At 65.0% G+C, this 18,260-nt stretch carries 16 protein-coding genes; 10 read left to right on the plus strand and 6 right to left on the minus strand.

Annotation, left to right across the window (positions count from 1 at the left end):
* Window positions 1–16: 16 nt before the first annotated feature.
* Together ACSQ3P_RS01445 and ACSQ3P_RS01450 are read right to left on the minus strand one after the other, a co-directional pair.
* Window positions 17–790 (minus strand): GntR family transcriptional regulator, encoded by a 774-nt coding sequence (locus tag ACSQ3P_RS01445; protein WP_436163924.1) that lies wholly within the window; start codon window positions 788–790, stop codon window positions 17–19.
* Between the two features lie 143 nt (window positions 791–933).
* On the minus strand, window positions 934–1,152 hold the full coding sequence (locus ACSQ3P_RS01450) for a helix-turn-helix transcriptional regulator (RefSeq protein ID WP_436165137.1): 219 nt from the start codon (window positions 1,150–1,152) through the stop codon (window positions 934–936).
* A gap of 638 nt (window positions 1,153–1,790) precedes the next feature.
* Here ACSQ3P_RS01450 and ACSQ3P_RS01455 point away from each other — a divergent pair.
* The 3 genes from ACSQ3P_RS01455 to ACSQ3P_RS01465 are packed head-to-tail and all read left to right on the plus strand — an operon-like array spanning window position 1,791 to window position 6,603.
* Window positions 1,791–2,726 (plus strand): HlyD family secretion protein, encoded by a 936-nt coding sequence (locus ACSQ3P_RS01455; protein ID WP_436163925.1) that lies wholly within the window; start codon window positions 1,791–1,793, stop codon window positions 2,724–2,726.
* Complete coding sequence (rbbA, locus tag ACSQ3P_RS01460; protein ID WP_436163926.1) at window positions 2,716–5,466, plus strand: ribosome-associated ATPase/putative transporter RbbA; 2,751 nt, start codon at window positions 2,716–2,718, stop codon at window positions 5,464–5,466. The genes ACSQ3P_RS01455 and rbbA overlap by 11 nt, the downstream gene beginning before the upstream one ends.
* Window positions 5,467–5,469: 3 nt before the next feature.
* Window positions 5,470–6,603 carry an ABC transporter permease gene (locus ACSQ3P_RS01465; RefSeq protein ID WP_436163927.1) on the plus strand — a complete coding sequence of 378 codons (1,134 nt, stop codon included), beginning with the start codon at window positions 5,470–5,472 and terminating at the stop codon, window positions 6,601–6,603.
* A gap of 132 nt (window positions 6,604–6,735) precedes the next feature.
* Here the strand turns inward: ACSQ3P_RS01465 and radC are convergent, their stop codons facing one another.
* Entirely contained in the window at window positions 6,736–7,470 is a 735-nt protein-coding gene (gene radC / locus ACSQ3P_RS01470) for a RadC family protein (protein WP_436163928.1), read from the minus strand.
* Window positions 7,467–8,291, minus strand: a complete 825-nt coding sequence (map, locus tag ACSQ3P_RS01475; protein WP_436163929.1) for a type I methionyl aminopeptidase — start codon at window positions 8,289–8,291, stop codon at window positions 7,467–7,469. Before map ends, radC begins: the two co-directional genes overlap by 4 nt.
* Window positions 8,292–8,447: 156 nt before the next feature.
* Here map and ACSQ3P_RS01480 point away from each other — a divergent pair, with 156 nt between their 5' ends.
* A complete protein-coding gene (locus ACSQ3P_RS01480) occupies window positions 8,448–8,924 on the plus strand; it encodes a CinA family protein (RefSeq protein ID WP_436163930.1) in 477 nt (158 codons plus the stop codon).
* 6 nt (window positions 8,925–8,930) lie between these two features.
* Here the strand turns inward: ACSQ3P_RS01480 and ACSQ3P_RS01485 are convergent, their stop codons facing one another.
* The gene (locus ACSQ3P_RS01485; protein WP_436163931.1) at window positions 8,931–9,956 is read right to left on the minus strand and encodes a TRAP transporter substrate-binding protein; all 1,026 of its coding nucleotides are present in this window, start codon (window positions 9,954–9,956) and stop codon (window positions 8,931–8,933) included.
* Window positions 9,957–10,089: 133 nt separating this feature from the next.
* On the opposite strand from ACSQ3P_RS01485, the gene ACSQ3P_RS01490 reads away from it, so the two are divergent.
* The 4 genes from ACSQ3P_RS01490 to gpt all read left to right on the plus strand — a co-directional run bounded on the left by ACSQ3P_RS01490 (window position 10,090) and on the right by gpt (window position 14,885).
* Window positions 10,090–10,941 (plus strand): FkbM family methyltransferase, encoded by an 852-nt coding sequence (locus ACSQ3P_RS01490; protein ID WP_436163932.1) that lies wholly within the window; start codon window positions 10,090–10,092, stop codon window positions 10,939–10,941.
* 126 nt (window positions 10,942–11,067) lie between these two features.
* Complete coding sequence (locus ACSQ3P_RS01495) at window positions 11,068–11,823, plus strand: competence/damage-inducible protein A (RefSeq protein WP_436163933.1); 756 nt, start codon at window positions 11,068–11,070, stop codon at window positions 11,821–11,823.
* A gap of 407 nt (window positions 11,824–12,230) precedes the next feature.
* Window positions 12,231–14,084 carry a methyl-accepting chemotaxis protein gene (locus tag ACSQ3P_RS01500; RefSeq protein WP_436163934.1) on the plus strand — a complete coding sequence of 618 codons (1,854 nt, stop codon included), beginning with the start codon at window positions 12,231–12,233 and terminating at the stop codon, window positions 14,082–14,084.
* Between the two features lie 291 nt (window positions 14,085–14,375).
* The gene (gene gpt / locus ACSQ3P_RS01505) at window positions 14,376–14,885 is read left to right on the plus strand and encodes a xanthine phosphoribosyltransferase (RefSeq protein ID WP_311914593.1); all 510 of its coding nucleotides are present in this window, start codon (window positions 14,376–14,378) and stop codon (window positions 14,883–14,885) included.
* A gap of 23 nt (window positions 14,886–14,908) precedes the next feature.
* Here the strand turns inward: gpt and ACSQ3P_RS01510 are convergent, their stop codons facing one another.
* Complete coding sequence (locus tag ACSQ3P_RS01510) at window positions 14,909–15,886, minus strand: DMT family transporter (RefSeq protein WP_436163935.1); 978 nt, start codon at window positions 15,884–15,886, stop codon at window positions 14,909–14,911.
* A 268-nt stretch (window positions 15,887–16,154) separates the two neighbouring features.
* Between ACSQ3P_RS01510 and ACSQ3P_RS01515 the strand changes: the two genes are divergently transcribed.
* Together ACSQ3P_RS01515 and ACSQ3P_RS01520 are read left to right on the plus strand one after the other, a co-directional pair.
* Complete coding sequence (locus ACSQ3P_RS01515; protein WP_436163936.1) at window positions 16,155–16,859, plus strand: glutathione S-transferase N-terminal domain-containing protein; 705 nt, start codon at window positions 16,155–16,157, stop codon at window positions 16,857–16,859.
* 262 nt (window positions 16,860–17,121) lie between these two features.
* Entirely contained in the window at window positions 17,122–18,249 is a 1,128-nt protein-coding gene (locus tag ACSQ3P_RS01520) for a D-alanine--D-alanine ligase family protein (protein ID WP_436163937.1), read from the plus strand.
* Window positions 18,250–18,260 lie beyond the last annotated feature (11 nt).

Consider the following 18,260-nt stretch of genomic DNA (forward strand, 5'->3'; position numbering starts at 1 on the left):
TGGATCGGAATTTGCTCTAGCCGCCGCCGCCGCCGCCGCCGCCGCCGCCGCTGGCCGCGCGTCGCTGCAGCCGCATCTCGTAGGCGAAGCGATCGCCAGGATGGAGGCTGAACGTCGTGATAAAGGCGATGCCTGCGGCATCGACATAGCGGCGCGTGATCTCCAGCGCATGGTCGCCGGTCGCAGCCGCCAGCGTGCGGGCGATCATGTCTGTCAACCCGGCGGCGCGGATCGTTTGCCTGATCTCGCTGACCCGCCGTCCATGCCGCTCCTCGATCAGGGCTGCGACGGCATGGCGGTAGCCGGGCAGTTCCCGGCGCATCAAGGCGGCGTAGTCTCCGTCGATATACAGGTCAGTCCAGCAGATCGGAGCGGCCGCGTCGTCGTCGGTCCTGACCCGGATGGCCGAGACATGGAGCCAGCGTCGACCAGGACGCGACTGCAGGCGCCGGGCGAGATCGTCGTCTGCAACGACGTCGGCCATCTCCAGGACGCGCCGCTCGGTCGCATCCGCGTATTGGACGAGATCGTCGAATGTCCCGAGCGATTGGTTGTAGGCCGCGCTCGTGGCCGTCGGACGCGATGCTTCGACCAGAGTGCCGGCCCCCCTGCGTCGGCTGATGACGCCGAGATTCTGCAATTGCAGCAGGGCGGCCCGCACCGTCGAGCGGCTGACCTCGTGCAGTTCGGCGAGTTCGTGCTCGGACGGCAGGAGATGGCCGACCGGATGCTTCCCTGCAGCGATCTGCTCCAGCAAGGCGGTGGCGAGGATTGAGTATCGTGGGCTCAAGGCGGAGATCCGGCAGTCAGCATACGGCGCAGCGACAGGTCTCCTTCAAAAACAGCCCGTGCGCCAGCCCATTATAGGCGACGAGCATGATCGCCTATTCCGGCAATGGTTGCTTTGGGTGATCGAGCTCACCCTGCCTGGGCTTATTCCGCCAATGACAAGGATCGAGAGGGTCTGCAAACTACGAGATTGGATTTGTCCCAACGATCGAGCTCGCTGATGGGATAAAGGACCGCCTTGCCGATCTTGCTGAAGGACGGACCGATGCGCATCGCTCTCCAGTTCCGCAGCGTTCCTTCGCTGACCTGGCCACGGTAGCGCGCAACAACTTCCTCGAGCGTAAGATAGGCAGGGGTCGACACGAGATCTCCTGAGGCCAAGCGATGATGCAGCAGCCTGTTGCGCGATTGGATGCGCCTTGGGGAGAGCGCCGAGTAGCGCAGCGAACCCACACTGGGTGCCGCCCAGAGGGTACGCAAGAGGGCAGGGCAGGCTGCGCCGTTCGACGCCTCATTTCCGGTCTCGTTGCGAGTCATGGCCGGATTCACCACGGCCGGGTTCACCACACGCGGAGCGGCAGCCGATCTGGCGTGCCAGTCGAGCGGCGAGAAGAAGGCGTCGGAAAGGAATGCGATGACCCTGGGCCAAACATTCGGGCCGGCGCCGGGAGCCTATGTGCGAGGCTAAGGCCGCTCGCGCGAAGCCCCGAGCGCCTGTCGAGTTCCGTTGGACATATGACGCCCGGCATCGGTGATACCGATCCGCGCTCGTCCGCATTCCCGTCGAGGCGTGCGAGCACATCAGGGCGCCCCAACCGCAGTTGAGCGAGATCAAGGATCGGCGCGCCGATCGCTCGCATTTCTAAAGCTGTCGTCGTCGGCCTGCGATCGACCGGATCAAAGGCGCAGCACCAGGTTCGAAAAGTCACACCAGCCCAATGCGCATTTCCCCGACACTGGTGGCGTTGGCCGTTGCAACTGCTGTTGGCGGATATTTCTACATGGCCCGCCCACGGTCGCTCCCGCTGCCCCCTGGCCTCGCTCAGGCCAATGGACGCATCGAAGTCGAGCGCGTCGACGTCGCCACGAAAACCCCGGGCCGCATCGCGGAGATTCGGGTTCGCGAAGGCGACTTCATCCAGAAGGACGCGATCGTTGCCCGAATGGATGTTTCCGACCTGCTCGCGCAGCTGGCCGCAGCTCAGGCATCGCTGCGCCGGGCGGAGGTGGGTATCGGCAAGGCGAAGGCGGAACTCGGCAGCAGGGAGGCCGAGCTGAAGCTCCATGAGGTCGAATTGCGGCGGGCGCTGGATCTGGGCCGCAACATCATGAGCCAGGCCGAGGCCGACAAGCGCCTGGCCCAGCGCGATGTTGCGAAGGCGGCGGTGATCGGCGCCAGGGCCGGCGTTGCGGATGCCGAGGCGGCGCGGGACGCTGCGCAGGCGCAGGTCAATCTCATCCAGGTCAATATCGATGACATGACGCTCTCGGCGCCTGTTTCAGGCCGGGTGGAATACCGCCTGGCGCAACCGGGCGAGGTGATCGCGGCCGGCGGGCGCGTGGTAACCCTGCTCGACGTCTCGGATGTCTTCATGACGATCTTCCTGCCGACCTCGGAGGTCGGCCGGGTCGCGCTAGGTTCGGACGCGCGGATCGTGCTGGACGCCGCGCCGCAATATGTGGTTCCGGCCAGCGTGTCCTTCGTCGCGGGCGAAGCGCAGTTCACGCCGAAATATGTCGAGACCAAGAATGAGCGCGAAAAGCTCATGTACCGGGTCAAGCTGAAGATCGATCCGAAGCTGCTCGATAGCTACCGGGAGTATGTGAAGGCCGGCCTGACCGGCACCGCGACGGTCAAGGTCGCCGCCGACGCCGCTTTCCCCGAGATGCTGCAGTTGCGGTTGCCGGAGCCGCCGAGGACAAGCGATGCCCGGTGACACCGATATCTCGGGCGATGCCATACGCGTCACAGGAGTGAGGCACCTCTACGGACATGTGGCCGCGCTGCAGGATATCTCGCTGACTTTCCCGCGCGGCTCGGACACGGCGATCATCGGTCCTGACGGTGTCGGCAAATCGACATTGCTCGGGCTCATAGCCGGCGCACGCATCATCCAACAAGGCCGCGTCGAAACCTTCGGCGGCGACATGGCGAATTCGGTTCATCGCACTCAAGTCGCGTCGAGGATCGCCTTGATGCCGCAAGGTCTCGGCAAGAGCCTCTACCCGACCCTATCGGTCGCCGAAAACATCGATTTCTTCGCAAGCCTCTACGCCACTTCGGTGGCGGAGCGGAAGGAGCGTCGGGATCGGCTTCTGAAAGCGACCGGTCTCGATCCTTTTCCGGATCGTCCCGCGGGAAAGCTCTCCGGAGGCATGCGACAGAAGCTTTCGCTCTGCTGCGCACTCGTTCACGATCCCGAGCTGCTTGTTCTGGATGAGCCGACAACCGGTATCGATCCGCTCTCTCGCCGTCAGTTTTGGCAATTGATTGACGGCATCCGTGCGGCCCGGCCGGAGATGACGCTCGTGGTGGCGACCGCCTATATGGAGGAGGCGGAGCGCTTCAGCCGGCTGGTTGCCATGGATGCCGGGCGTATCCTGGCGTCGGGGGCCAGGCAGGAAGTCCTTGCAGGGAGCGGCGCCAGCAATGTCGAGGCAGCCTTCATGCGGCTCCTGCACCCGGGGGCGGAGACAGCTTCACTCTTCCCGCCGCTGCCCGCCCGAACCGCGTTCGATGGCCCTCCGGCCATCGTCGCCGAGAGGCTGACGCGCCGCTTCGGAGATTTCACCGCCGTCAACGATGTCAGTTTTCGGATCGAGCGCGGCGAGATCTTCGGCTTCCTGGGGTCGAATGGCTGCGGCAAGACCACGACGATGAAGATGCTGACGGGCCTGCTCCCAGCCTCGGAGGGCAGGGCGGAACTGCTGGGCAGGCCGGTGGATGCGAGCGATATCGAGACCCGGCGGCGTGTCGGCTACATGTCGCAGTCCTTCTCGCTCTATGGCGAGTTGACCGTGCTGGGCAATCTGCAGCTTCATGCCAAGCTCTACCGGCTGGAGAGCCGCGAACGCGACAAGCGCATCGCCGAAACCCTGACGCGCTTCGACCTCGACGTGATCAAGGATGCCTATCCCGCCGGATTGCCTTTGGGCGTGCGTCAGCGCCTGCAGCTCGCGGCCGCCTGCCTGCACCGGCCCGAGGTGCTGATCCTCGACGAGCCGACCTCGGGGGTCGATCCGGAAGCGCGAGACCGGTTCTGGCTCCATCTGGGCGAGCTGTCGCGGCGCGACGGCGTCACCATCTTCATCTCCACCCATTTCATGAACGAGGCGGAACGCTGCGATCGCATCTCCTTCATGCATGCGGGCAAGGTGCTCGCCGTCGGCGTGCCGGACGAGCTTCGCGAGGCTCAGGGTGCAAAGACACTGGAAGGCGCGTTCATCGCCTGCCTGGAACAGCATGGCGGCGAGCCGGCGGCGGAGGATGCCCTGAACGGGACGCCGCCCGGCTGGCTGACGCGTCCTGCGCAACAAGGCGCGAGGAGCACCGACGCATGGTTCAGCTGGGTTGCCGCCTTCGCCAGGCGCGAGACACGCGAGGTATTGCGCGATCCGATCCGTCTGAGTTTCGCGCTCCTGGCGCCGCTCATCCTGATGATGACCTTCGCGCGCGGAATCTCGTTCGATATCGAGGCCCTGCCATTCTCGGTCTATGACCGCGACCGCTCGGCGGAAAGCCAGTCCCTGACAGTGCATCTCGCGGGCTCGCGCTATTTTGCCGAGCGGGCGCAGGTGCTGACCGAGGTCGATGTCGACAGGCGCCTTCAATCCGGGGACACGGCGCTCGTCATCGAGATTCCGCCGGGGTTCGGCCGCGACCTGCTGCGCGGACATCAACCGACGATCAGCCTGTGGCTCGACGGCGCCAATCCATCGCGCGCCAACACGGCGCGGGGCTATGCCGAGGGCGTCACGCAGTCCTTCGTCGACTCGATCGGGCGGCAGGAGGCAGCTCCCCTTGCGCAGGCGCGCTTCAATCTGGAGCCGCGCTTCTTCTACAATCAGGATTTCCGGAGCGTCTACGCAATGACGCCCGGCGTCATCATGTTCCTGCTGATGATGATCCTGGCGATGATGACCGCGCTTGGCGTGGTGCGCGAGCGCGAGATGGGCTCGATCATCAACCTCGCCGTGTCGCCGGCGAGCACCGGGGCCTTCCTGGTGGGCAAGTTTCTCCCCTATGTCGCCATTGGCACGGTTACGCTGATGCTGATGATCGCACTGGCCGTCTTCGGCCTCGATCTGTCGATCAAGGGATCCTTTGCCGCGCTGATGTTCGGCGGTGTGCTCTATGTCGTCACCGCCGCGACTTTCGGCATCCTGGTTTCAAGCTTCGTTCGATCCCAGGTCGCCGCGATCTTCGCCTGCGCGCTGCTTACCCTGATGCCGGCCCTGAACTTCTCCGGCTTCCTGCAGCCGATCTCGAACCTCTCGCCCGTAGCGCAACTCATCGGCCTGGGATTTCCATCGTCATGGTTCCAGCAGATCAGCATGGGCGTCTTCGCCAAGGGGCTGCCTTTCGAGAGCTTCCTGAACGCATTTTGGGCCCTGGCGATCTTTCCCGTCATCTACTTACTTATCGCCCGCGCGCTTCTCAACAAGCAGGAGCCGTGAGCCATGGGGCGGTGGGCTGCCAATGTCGTCCATCTCGGGCTCAAGGAACTCGCCAGCGTCTGGCGTGACCGCGGCATGATGATCTTCATCGTCTGGGCCTTCACCGGAGCGATCTACCTAGTGGCCTCCGGCGCCAGCACGGAGATGCGGAATGCCAGCGTTGGCTTTGTTGATGGCGACCGCTCGCAACTGTCGAATCGTATCCGCGACGCGGTGCGCCCACCAAATTTCGCGCCCCCGGTTTCCCTGGACCGCTCCGGGATCGACCGTGCGATGGACACTGCCCGATTCACCTTCGTCATCGACGTGCCGCCGGGCTTCGAGCAGGATCTGCTCGCCGGACGCAGCCCGACATTGCAGCTGATCGTCGATGCGACCGCAATGACGCAGGCGGGCATCGGAACGGGCTATATCAGCCAGATCGTGAATGGCGAGATCGAGCGCTTTCTCGAATTGCGCGGCAGGCAGGCTTCCGCGCCGATCGCCTTCACGGTCCGCGCGTTTTTCAATCCAAACCTCGAAGACAAGCGCCATATGGCCGTCATGGAGATCGTCAACAACGTCTGCATGCTCTCCATCATTCTGGTGGGCGCCGCCGTGGTGCGCGAGCGCGAGCATGGCACCATCGAGCACCTGCTGGTCATGCCGGTGAGCGCCAGCGAGATCGTTTTCGCAAAGATCTGGGCGAACGGGCTCGTGGTGCTCGTGGCCGTGTTCCTGTCGCTCGTTCTCGTGGCGAAGGGAGCGTTGGGCATCACGATCAACGGTTCGATCGCGGTCTATATGATGGGCGCCATCGTCTTCCTCTTCGCTGTCATGGCGCTCGGCATCATGCTGGCAACGATCACGCCGACCATGCCCCAGTTCGCCCTCCTGGCCTTCCCGACGGTCATCGTCATGGAAGTGCTTTCAGGCGGGATGACCCCGATCGAGAGCATGCCGGGCTATCTGCAGATGATGATGACCGCGGTGCCTTCGACGCATTACGTCAAGTTCTCGCTCGGAGTGCTCTTCCGCGACGCGCCATTGTCGATCGTCTGGTCTGAGATTGCCTGGATGGCGGGGCTCGGCGCGATCTACCTCGTCATTGCGCTCGGCCGCTTCAGGGCCATGCTGGCGAGCGCGAGCGGTGCCTAGGTTTCGAGAGGCTCGGAAGGTGGACGGGCGGACTCCGGAGCAGTCGGGATGGGTGCGGGGGGCCCTGCCGCCTCTGCCGAGGCTGCAAAATGTCCGCTGCCTGCCCGTTCCTTTGGGGGCATGCGTCGCCCCTCAAATCAGCCGCATCTCCTTCAAACTCGCATGCCCGTCGCGGCCGACGATGACGTGGTCATGCACGGCGATGCCAAGCGGAGCCGCGATGTCGACGATCGCCTTGGTTATCTGGATGTCCGCCTGCGACGGCGCCGGGTCGCCAGAGGGGTGGTTGTGGACGATGATCAGTGCCGTTGCCGAGAGTTCCAGCGCCCGGCGCATGACTTCGCGCGGATAGACCGGCGTGTGGTCGACCGTGCCGGTCTGCTGCACCTCGTCGGCGATCAGCGCGTTCTTCTTGTCGAGAAAGAGGATGCGGAGCTGCTCGCGCTCGGCGAAGGCCATCGCCATGCGGCAATAATCGAGCACGGCCGACCAGGACGAGAGCACGGTGCGCTTGGCGACCGCGCCCTTGGCCATGCGCGTCAGCGCGGCCTCGACGATCTTGAGGTCGAGCGCGACGCCGGCGCCGACACCCTTGACCTCGGTGAGCCGCGGCACTGGGGCCGCGAGCACCTCGGCAAAGGAGCCGAAACGCTGGATCAATTCCTTGGCGAGCGGCTTGACGTCGCGTTGCGGGATCGAGCGGAAGAGCAGCAGCTCGAGCAGTTCGTAATCGGGCAGGGCGCCCGCACCTGCATCCTGGAAGCGGGTGCGCAGGCGCTCGCGATGGCCGTGATAATGCGGAGCAGCCTCGGGGAGGGCGCCTGATGGGGCGGCGCGGTTTGAAACCTTGCCGCCGCCTGCCGTCATCGCAGGGCGAGCGGATTGTCGCGTCCGGTCGGCGACAGGGTGAAGATCTCGCAGCCGGTTTCGGTGACGCCGATGGTGTGCTCGAACTGGGCTGATAGCGAGCGATCGCGTGTCACGGCGGTCCAGCCGTCGGAGAGAACTTTTACCCCGGATTTGCCGAGATTGATCATCGGCTCGATGGTGAAGATCATGCCGGCCTTGAGCTGCGGGCCTTCGCCGGGTGAGCCGTAATGCAGGATGTTGGGCGCGTCGTGGAAAACCTGGCCGACGCCGTGACCGCAGAAATCCCGGACCACCGAGCAGCGCTCGCCTTCGGCGTAGCGCTGGATGGCGAAGCCGATATCGCCCGTGGTTGCACCGGCGCGCACGGCCTTGATGCCGCGCAGCAGGCTCTCATAGGTGATCTCGATCAGGCGCTCGGCCTTGCGCGAGATTTCGCCGACGCCGTACATCCGGCTGGAATCGCCATGCCAGCCATCGACGATCAATGTGTAGTCGATGTTGAGGACATCGCCTTCGCGTAGCGGCTTGTCGTCCGGGATGCCGTGGCAGACGACATGGTTGATCGAGGTGCAGATCGATTTGGTGTAGCCGCGATAGAACAAGGTTGCCGGATAGGCGCCGTTGTCCATGGCGAACTGGAAGGCGAGATCGTCGAGGCGCTGGGTGGTGACGCCCGGCTTGACGTAGTCGCCGAGCATGTCGAGGCCTGCGGCGGTTAATCGGCCGGCCTTGTGCATCGCGGCGAAGGCCTCGGCGCCGTGCAGCTTGATCACCGGATCGCGCATGCGCGACCGTCCCAGGGTTTCGTCGAATGTCATCGTGACGCTATGGCTCCTTGCCGACCATATCTATTGGGTTTGGCGTATGGTGCAAGACGGTTGCGGTGCGGGCCGGGTCGCTTGACGCGCATTCGGATTGGGCCTGCAACCGGTATCAGGCAAGCGATCGCAGCGCCGAAAAGGGTTGGAACGGGCATGCAGGGATTGTTGGAACTGGCGGGGCAGATCGGGACGCAGCTCAAGGCGCGCGGCGAGACCGTGGCCGTGGCGGAATCCTCGGCTGGCGGCCTGATCGCGGCCTCGCTCCTGGCCCAGGCCGGTGCATCCGCCTTCTTCGTCAGCGGCGCCGTCGTCTACACCAGGCAGGCGCGTGAGGGTTTGATGGGCATCTCGCTTGCGGAGATGGGCGGCATCCGCTCGGCCAGCGAGCCCTACGCCTTGCTACTGGCGCGGCGGTTGCGCGAGCGCTTCGGCGCGACCTGGGGGCTGGCGGAAACCGGAGCCTCCGGGCCCTCGGGCAACAGCTATGGCGATGCGCCGGGCCATAGCTGCCTGGCGATCTCCGGGCCCGTCGAACTGGTCAGGACGATCGAGACCGGCTCTAGCGTCCGCATCGGCAATATGCGCGTCTTTGCAGCATCGGCCCTGGGGCTTCTGCACGACAACCTGTGAGCGGGTTCAGCGCGGGCGCGCCAGGAAGTCCGTAAGCACCTGCTGCGCCGCCGGATCGGCCGTGGTTTTCCATTGCGCCACGGATTGCGCGGCTGCGGCCCGCAAGGCCTCCATCACCTCCTTGGGCGGCGCATCGTCGATCGTGACGCCATTGTCGCGCATGCGCTTGTAGTTGATCGCGACGCGGCCGCTCATTGCCTGCCATTGATGCTCGCTCGTCTCGGCTGCGGCGGCTTCGACTGCGGCTTGTGTCGTGGCATCGAGTTTCTGCCAGGCGTCGAGCGAGACCGAGGCGAAGCTCAGGGGCACGGCGTAGAGGATCTCCGAGAAGTTGCGGGTGTATTTCCACAATTGCCGGCCAGCCCCGCCATCGCCGGAGGAGAGCACGGCGTTGATCTCGCCGGAGTCCAGCTTGGGGTTGAGATCGGAGAAGGAGACGATGCCGGCGCTTGCCGCGACCTGCGCCAGCACCTCTGTTCCGGTCTTGTCATAGGTCCTGATCTTCAGCGCCTTCAGCGCCGCAAGGTCCTTCAGCGGCGCCGCCGACCAGATGCCCGAGGGCGGCCAGGGCGAGATGTAGAGCAGCTTCTGTCCGCGCGTCGCGAAAAGCTTTTCGTAAAGTGGCTTGGCGGCGTCATAGAGCGCCCTGGCATCCGCCGTCGAAGCGGTGACGAAGGGCAGGGAGGAGAGCAGGAAGAGCGGAGCCTCGTCTCCCAGCGCGCCGCCAAAGCTGTTGGCCATGGCGAAGCGCCCGTCCGAAACCGCCTTCAACTGCTCGCGCGTACGCAGTCCCGATTTCGCGTCGGGAATGGGGGTGATCGTGAGCTTTCCGGCCGCCTTTGCCTTCACCGCCTCGGCGAAGAAGCTGTCCGCCTCGCCGGGCAGTGACGAAGCCGGATATTCGTTGATGACGTCCCAGCGCGCCTCTTGCGCCAAAGCGGGTTGCGCCAAGGCAGAGCAGATCAGGCCTAGAGCCAAGGCAAGCGTTGGCAAGGCAAGCTTTGGCAAGGCGGGCGTTGGGAGGAATCTCATCGACAGGCTCCGTGATTGAAGCGCCGGGTGTGGAGTGGCAGGGCGCAATGCCAAACCGGCCGACGGAAGGCGGATGGAAGCAAAAGCTGTTCCGGCTGGCGCGCACGCGACATGGGGTGTATCACGCCGCCCCATGGCCATCACCGATCAGACACAAGCCGAGGCGAAGCCGTTCGGCGCCTTCGCACCCCGCGGCGTTCTCGCACGCATCATCGCCTGGACGCGCTGCGCGCCCGACAGCTTCCTCGGCCGCAAGACCGCCTATGCGCTGCGCCGCCTGGGATTGCGCTCGCTCGCCGGCGCACCGGTCGACATCGAATCGCTCGGTGCGAAGATGCGGCTCTATCCGGACGGCAATGTCTGCGAGAAGCGCGTGCTGTTCACGCCGCAATATTTCGACCAGCGCGAGCGCGATCTGCTCGCCGGCCGCATTCGCGAGGGTTTCCGCTTCATCGATATCGGCGCGAATATCGGGGCTTATTCCCTGTTCGTCGCGGCGAAGGCGGGGCCCGGCGCCCGGATTCTCGCGGTCGAGCCGCAGCCCGATGTGTTCGCGCGGCTCGCTTTCAACATCGCGCAGAACCCGTTCGGCACGGTCAAGGCGATCGCTTGCGCGCTCGCCGACAAGCCAGGCGAGCTGACGCTGTTCCTTGACCCGGCCAATAAGGGCGAGTCGAGCGTGCGCATTTTGCGTTCCAGCACGGGCGCCACCGTCAAGGTGCCGGCGACGACGCTGCTCGCTTTGCTCCAGAGCGAGGGCTATGAGCGGCTCGACGCGGTCAAGCTCGATGTCGAGGGCGCCGAGGATCTGATCCTCGAACCCTTCCTGCGCGATGCGCCGGAAGCGCTCTGGCCGAGCTTCATCATCATTGAGGATTCGCGTGAGCGCTGGCAGATGGATCTGGTCGGACTGTTGACGCAGCGCGGCTATCGCATGCTGGCGCAGACGCGGCTGAACCTCGTCTTCGAGCGCGACACCGCCTGAGTTTGGTCCGGCCGCGCATGAGGGCGGGGCGCGGGCGACGGCTTGAGCCCGCTTGCCGGAGGCCCTAGCTGTAAGGGAGAACGGCCGTCCGCGCTTTGCCGGCCGCCCCAGCCAGAGGCCCCGGCCATGACGTCCAGCAGCGAAACCACGCCCGTGACGGCGGCGATCCTGGTGATCGGCGACGAGATCCTCAGCGGCCGGACCAAGGACAGGAATATCGGCTATATCGCCGAATATCTCACCAATATCGGCATTGATCTGCGCGAGGTGCGCGTGGTGTCCGATATCCAGGATGAGATCGTCCAGGCGCTGAATGCGCTGCGCGCCCGCTTCACCTATGTCTTCACCACCGGCGGCATCGGCCCGACGCATGACGACATCACTGCCGATTCGGTGGCAGCGGCCTTCGGCGTCTCGATCGACCATGATCCGCGCGCCATTGCTATGCTGTCCGAGCGCTTTCCTCCCGACCAGCTCAACGAGGCAAGGCTGCGCATGGCCCGCATTCCGGCCGGCGCGGATTTGATCGCCAATTCGGTCTCCAAGGCGCCGGGTTTCAACATCGGCAATGTCTATGTCATGGCCGGCGTGCCCTCGATCATGCAGGCGATGCTCGATGTCGTCGCGCCGACGCTGAGGACCGGGGTCAGGATGCTGTCGGATACGGTGCGCGCCGGCTTGCGCGAGGGCGATATCGGCACGGCGCTGGCAGAGGTGGCGAAGGCGCATCCCGAGGTCTCGATCGGCTCCTACCCGTTCTTCTCGGAAGCGGGTCCCGACACCAACATCGTCGTGCGCTCGCGCGACCCCGAAAAGCTCGCGGTCGCGATGGCGGCCGTCCAGGCGATGATCGACAGCGAACGCGCAAGGCTGGCTGTCTAGGCTCGCCATATCCCTCGGAACCACGCCGTCATCCCGGGCGTAGCGGAGGCCGGGATCCGAAGCGCGTCATGGTCGGGCTTGACCCGACCATCTCTGATTTCAGCGAACTGGTCATGAGATTCTCGGGCCAAGCCCGAGAATGACGCTCTACTATGGATCCCGGAGCTGCGTCCTTGGGCCTGCCGATGGCCGGACCCGAGGGCGGTTTGTCCAGGGTGACGCAGAGATTTCAAGCATAAACAATAGGTTCTCGGCGGGAGAGAAGATTAATCTACAGGTTGTATTAACCAGGTCATGACAATCTTAAGTTGCATAACTCCCGGCTCCTTTCCTGGTGGTTGTCGCCGGCATCCCGCCGCCGAAACCTGCCATGCGAGCGTGTCCGGGGGCAGCTTAAGGGGGGATCCATGTCGCGCCTTTCCAGCCTGTTTTCGAACCGCCATGTCACGGGCCAACTCGATGCCATCAACCGCTCGCAAGCGGTGATCGAATTCGACCTCACCGGCAATGTTCTGAACGCCAACGAGAATTTTCTGGCGACGCTGGGTTACACGCTGGCCGAGATCAAGGGCCAGCACCACAGCATGTTCGTCTCGCCCGCTGAGCGCGAGACGCCGGCCTACAAGCAGTTCTGGCTCGATCTTGGCCGCGGCGAGTTCTCGCGCGGGCAATATCTGCGCATCGGCAAGGGCGGCAAGGAGGTCTGGATCCTGGCGAGCTACAACCCGATCCTCGGCGCCGGCGCCAAGCCGGTCGGCGTGATCAAATTCGCCACCGACATCACACAGGAGAAGAACCGTCTCGCCGATCTGGAAGGCCAGCAGCAGGCGATCAACAAGGCCCAGGCCGTGATCGAGTTCGATCTCACGGGCAAGGTGCTGCATGCCAATGAGAACTTCCTGGCGGTGCTCGGCTACTCCCTCTCCGAGGTGGTCGGCCGGCATCATTCCATGTTCGTCGATCCCGCCGAACGCGAAACGTCGGCCTATCGCCAGTTCTGGGAGCGCCTCGGGCGGGGCGAGTACGATGCAGCGCAATACCGCCGCGTCGGCAAGGCCGGCAATCAGATCTGGATCCAGGCGAGCTACAACCCGATCATGGATGCCAAGGGCCAGCCCTATAAGGTGGTGAAATTCGCCACCGACATCACGGCGAGCTTCAAGGGCCAGCAGCTCGAGGCGGCGGTGCGCGAAACCGGCGAGGTGATCGCCCGCGCCAAGGACAAGGACCTGACGGGCCGCGTCTCGCTCGAGGGCAAAAGCGGTGAGATCGCCCAGCTCTGCGCCGGGGTGAACGATCTGATCGACACGATGGCGGCGGTGGTGTCCTCCGTCCGCGAGATTTCCGGCCGGATCGACGAGGCTTCGACCAGCATCTCCTCGGACAGTGCCCAGCTCGCGGAGCGGACCGAGGCCAACGCCTCGAGCCTGCAGGAAACGGCGGCGACGACCGAGGAACTCGCGGCCTCCGTCAAGCACAGTGCCGGCAATTCGCGCGCCGCCGTGGCGCTCGGCGAGGAGGCGACCCAGGTTGCGGTCCGCGGCGGGGCGATCGTTACCGAGGCCGTCAGTGCGATGGAGCGGATCGAGAAGGCTTCGTCCAGCATTTCCGAGATCATCGCGATGATCGACGAGATCGCCTTCCAGACCAATCTGCTTGCGCTCAATGCGGCGGTCGAGGCCGCCCGTGCCGGCGATGCCGGCCGCGGCTTCGCTGTGGTCGCCTCCGAAGTGCGGGCGCTCGCCAAGCGCTGCAGCGAATCCGCCAATGGCGTCAAATCGCTGATCGCCAACTCGACGCAGCAGATCCAGACCGGCGTGCAGCTCGTCAAGGATGCCGGCACGACCCTGCGCGAGATCGTCTCGGCCGCCTCGAAAGTCTCGACCACCGTCAGCGAGATCTCGCAGGCCAGCATCGAGCAGGCCAACGGCATCGACGAGATGGCGCGTACCGTCGCGCATATGGACGAGATGACCCAGCAGAACGCGCTCCTGGCCGACCAGAGCGCCAAGGTCGCGCGCGATCTCCAGCACGACACCTCGGCGCTCAGCGCGATGGTCGCGGCCTTCACGCTCGAGGCTGGCGCGGACTTCGCGGCACGGGTCGCAGGCGAGATCAGGCAGGCCGCGCCGCAGCTCCAGCGCCGCGCACCAGCGCCTGCTCTTGCCTCCAAGTCCGCTTCTGCCCCGATGCTCGCTGCTCGCGCGCGGCCCCGCCTGGCGGTCGCCGGCGGCAGCGCCGAGGGCTGGTCGGAGTTTTAGAGCCCGTTGTCTTGGCTCGGAACCACACCGTCATTCCGGGCATGAAAAGCAGGTTCTGAACGGCGATCCGCCGCCTGCTATCCCGGCCTTCTGGGGATGGCGGGCGGCGGCCTCTTGTCAGCGCGGCGGGGATAGGGTTTGCGATGAGAGTGGCGCTAGAGCAATTTCTGATTCAGTTGAATCGCTCAATTGCTCTAGCTCTTTGTTTTAACGCGTTTTCTTCACGCGAACCGGTATCCACTTCGCTCGAAAACGCTCTATATGCGCCAAATGAAGCCCGGAGCCCGCGTCATGGCCGAACCGACCTCCAACAAGGCCTTTCCCGTATCCTGGGACCAGTTCCACCGCGATGCCCGCGCGCTCGCCTGGCGATTGGCCGAGAAGGGACCCTTCGAGGCCATCGTCTGCATCACGCGCGGTGGGCTTGTGCCGGCCGCGATCATCTGCCGGGAGCTCGGCTTGCGCCTGATCGAGACGGTCTGCGTCGCGAGCTATCACGACTACAAGAACCAGTCCGAGCTCAAGGTGCTGAAGGATGTCGCGCCCTCGATCAAGGCGATCGGCGACGGCCGGGGCAAGGGCGTGCTCGTCGTCGACGATTTGACCGACACCGGCAAGACTGCCCGCGTCGTGCGCGAGATGCTGCCCAACGCCCATTTCGCCACGGTCTACGCCAAGCCTGCCGGCGTGCCGACGGTCGACACCTTCATCACCGAGGTCAGCCAGGACACCTGGATCTATTTCCCCTGGGATATGGGGCTGGCCTATGTCGAGCCGATCGCCAAGGACCACAAGGGCTGAAGCGTCAGGCGGCGGCTGAGGCTTCAGGCCATGCTGCGTGAGCGCAGCGCCACGGTCATGCCGGTGATGACCAGCAGCATGCCGATGATTTCCGCCGTCGAGGGCCATTCGCCGAGCAGGGCCGCCCCAGCGAGCGCCGTGATCGCCGGGTTCAACGGCAGGAACAGGGTCGCGCGTGCCGCTCCCAGCAGCGTCACCGTCTGCGTGTAGAGAAACAGCGCCCCGACGCCGACCAGCGCGCCCTGGTAGAAGGCCTGCAGGGCAAGCGCGCCCCAGGCGACCTCGCCGAGCCGGATCGGCAGCGCCAGGGCGACGACGGGCAGGAACAGCAGCGAGAGTAGGCAGGTCGCGATGGTGACGTCGATCGCGTCCGCGCCCCAGCGTTTCGCCAGCAGCCCGAACACTGTCCACATCATCGCGGTGAGCACGAAGAGCAGGTCGCCGATCCAGGCGCTGTCATGGGCGGGGGCATGTCCAAGGGACTGCCAAGAAAGCGCCTGCCAAGAAAGCGCTTGCCAGGAGAAGGCGCCGACGCCCGCCAGCACCAGCGCGAGCCCAGCCAGCCTCACCCGACCCGGTCGCTCACCCGCCAGGACATAGGCGAGGATGGCGGTAAAGACCGGGATCAATCCCGGCGTGATCGTCGCGGAATGCAGCGCCGGCGCGAAGGAGGCGCCGGCGATGAGCACCAGCGAATAGGGTGCGCCGGCGAGCGCTGTGAGCACCAGGGCGCGACGCCAGCCGATCCGCCCGATCGGAAACGGCCGCATCCGCCGCAGCGCGAAGGGCAGCAGCAGGAGTGCGGCGGTTGCAAAACGCAGGATCGTGACGTCGGCCGCGGTCAATCCGTCAGCGACCGACTGGCGCGAGACCACGGCCTGGATGCCCCAGATCAGGCTGGTCGTCAGGCCGCAGGCGATGCCGAGCCAGGGTGTCCGGCCGGTAGTCGCGGCAAGGCGCGTGGCGGCGGCAAGTTGAGGCGGCGGAACGGCCTGGTTCACGGGGTGTGCTTTCCGGGGGAGGCCGTGCGTCGCGCGCCTCTGCAAGGGTGGCGCTGCTATGCCGGCACGGCGGCCTTTGCTGCAAGGGCGCGCGCCATGGGGCGGTCCCGAGCCCGGCGCATGGCCGCCTCGCACCGGCTTGTTCAAGCCCCCTTGGCTGCATGGCTGCGTTTGCAGCTACGCCTCTTGCGCAGCGCACGCCGGGCTCTAGCTTTCGCGCAACCGCGCCGCTTCGCTGCGGTGTCGCTCCTTCGATGAGGCCAGTGCCATGACCGATCTCTCCGCTTTCCCGATCACCAAGCGCTGGCCGGCCCAGCATCCCGACCGCATCCAGCTCTATTCATTGCCGACGCCCAATGGCGTGAAGGTCTCGATCGCGCTGGAGGAGCTTGAACTGCCCTATGAGCCGCATCTGATCGATATCGGCAAGAACGAGACCTGGGGTCCGGAGTTCCTGTCGCTGAACCCCAATGGCAAGATCCCGGCGATCATCGATCCCAATGGCCCAGGCGGAAAGCCCTTCGGCTTGTGGGAATCGGGCGCGATCCTGGTCTATCTCGCCGAGAAGACCGGCAAGCTCATCCCGAGCGATGCGGGCCTGCGCTACGAGACCCTGCAATGGGTCTTCTTCCAGATGGCGGCGGTGGGGCCGATGTTCGGCCAGCTCGGCTTCTTCCACAAATTCGCCGGCAAGGACTATGAGGACAAGCGTCCGCGCGACCGCTACGCCAATGAAAGCAAGCGCCTGCTCGGCGTGCTGGAGACCAGGCTCACCGACCGCGACTGGATCATGGGCAAGGACTACAGCATCGCCGACATCGCCTTGCTCGGCTGGGTGCGCAACCTCGTCGGCTTCTACGGCGCGGCCGAACTCGTCGACTATGCCAGCCTGAAGCAGGTGCCGCTCTGGCTCGAGCGCGGCCTGGCGCGGCCGGCGGTGCAGCGCGGCCTGGACAGCCCCAAGCGAGTCTGAGCGGGCAGGGCTCCGGCGGCCGGGTTTGCAGGCGCGGCGCGACAAGCTGGAGCCGTCTCGGATCGGATTGGATCGGAGATGGCTCCAAATCTTTATTTAACGCGTTTTCTTTATGCGAACCCATGTCCACTTCGCTCGAAAACGCTCTACAGCATCCGATCGAATATCGTATTCGGTCGGATGCTGTAGGATTTTGATCTTGCATCGGCTTGTCCCGAAAACCGGTTCCCACTTTTCGGGCCGATGCTCTAGAACGCTGGTCATGACAGAGAAAATCCGAGTCGCGGTCCTCTACGGGGGCAAATCCGGGGAACATGAGGTTTCGCTGCAATCGGCGGCCTCGGTGATCCAGCATCTCGACCGGGACCGTTTCGACGTGATCCCGATCAGCATCGACAAGCAAGGCAAGTGGCAGTGGAACGACCTGCGCCTCATCGAGGAGGCGAAGGGGCGGGCGCTGCCCATCTTCGGCGATGCTCCGGAAATGCGGCTCTCGCCCCAGGCCGACGGGCGCGCCGCGCTCCTGCCGGTGACCGGCTCCAGCACGAATCCGCGCCAGATCGACGTGGTCTTCCCGGTGATGCACGGCCCGCTCTGCGAGGACGGCGCGGTGCAGGGCGCGCTGGAACTCGCCGGCGTCGCCTATGTCGGCGCTGGCGTGCTGGGGTCGGCGATCGGCATGGACAAGGACATCGCCAAGCGCCTGGCCTTGTTCGCTGGATTGCCGGTGCTGCCCTATCTGGCGCTGGCGAAGCGCGACTATGAGCGCGACCCGGCCCGCTGGGCCCAGGCCGTGCGCGAGAAGCTGACGCTGCCCGTCTTCGTGAAGCCCTGCAACATGGGTTCGAGCGTCGGCGTGCATAAGGTGAAGCAGTGGGACGCGCTGGAGGCTGCGCTGCAAGACGCCTTCCTTTACGATCTCAAGGTCCTGGTCGAGCAGGGCATCGATGTCCGCGAGATCGAGGTGGCGGTGCTCGAGGGCGAGCCGCTGTTCACCAGCGTGGCGAGCGAGATCAACGCCAACCCCAAGCATGAATTTTATTCCTACGAGGCCAAATATCTCGATCAGGACGGCGCGACCGTCGACCTGCCGGCCAAGCTCGACGCGGCGCAGATGGAGCGGGTCAGACAGCTCGCAAATGATGCCTTCGTCGCGCTCGAATGCAGCGGCCTGGCGCGGGTCGATTTCTTCCTCGACCGCCAGGGTGGCGATTTCTACTTCAACGAAATCAACACCTTGCCGGGATTCACCTCGATCAGCATGTATCCCAAGATGATGGAAGCCTCCGGGCTGCCCTACCGCGAGCTGCTCAGCCGCCTGATCGAGCTCGCTTTGGAGAAGCAGGCGCGCAAGCATGGGCTGAAGACCGACTATCAGGACCAGCTCTGAAGCTGTCCTCA

The sequence above is a fragment of the Allobosea sp. LjRoot9 genome, assembly GCF_964252745.1.
In the GTDB taxonomy this organism is placed as follows: Bacteria; Pseudomonadota; Alphaproteobacteria; order Rhizobiales; family Beijerinckiaceae; genus Allobosea.

Coding starts and splice junctions, on each gene's coding strand:
- ACSQ3P_RS01455 (WP_436163925.1), top strand. CDS start 1,791: ATGGCCCGCCCACGGTCGCTCCCGCTGCCCCCTGGCCTCGCTCAGGCC.
- rbbA (WP_436163926.1), top strand. CDS start 2,716: ATGCCCGGTGACACCGATATCTCGGGCGATGCCATACGCGTCACAGGA.
- ACSQ3P_RS01465 (WP_436163927.1), top strand. CDS start 5,470: ATGGGGCGGTGGGCTGCCAATGTCGTCCATCTCGGGCTCAAGGAACTC.
- radC (WP_436163928.1), bottom strand. CDS start 7,470: ATGACGGCAGGCGGCGGCAAGGTTTCAAACCGCGCCGCCCCATCAGGC.
- map (WP_436163929.1), bottom strand. CDS start 8,291: ATGACATTCGACGAAACCCTGGGACGGTCGCGCATGCGCGATCCGGTG.
- ACSQ3P_RS01480 (WP_436163930.1), top strand. CDS start 8,448: ATGCAGGGATTGTTGGAACTGGCGGGGCAGATCGGGACGCAGCTCAAG.
- ACSQ3P_RS01485 (WP_436163931.1), bottom strand. CDS start 9,956: ATGAGATTCCTCCCAACGCCCGCCTTGCCAAAGCTTGCCTTGCCAACG.
- ACSQ3P_RS01490 (WP_436163932.1), top strand. CDS start 10,090: ATGGCCATCACCGATCAGACACAAGCCGAGGCGAAGCCGTTCGGCGCC.
- ACSQ3P_RS01495 (WP_436163933.1), top strand. CDS start 11,068: ATGACGTCCAGCAGCGAAACCACGCCCGTGACGGCGGCGATCCTGGTG.
- ACSQ3P_RS01500 (WP_436163934.1), top strand. CDS start 12,231: ATGTCGCGCCTTTCCAGCCTGTTTTCGAACCGCCATGTCACGGGCCAA.
- gpt (WP_311914593.1), top strand. CDS start 14,376: ATGGCCGAACCGACCTCCAACAAGGCCTTTCCCGTATCCTGGGACCAG.
- ACSQ3P_RS01515 (WP_436163936.1), top strand. CDS start 16,155: ATGACCGATCTCTCCGCTTTCCCGATCACCAAGCGCTGGCCGGCCCAG.
- ACSQ3P_RS01520 (WP_436163937.1), top strand. CDS start 17,122: ATGACAGAGAAAATCCGAGTCGCGGTCCTCTACGGGGGCAAATCCGGG.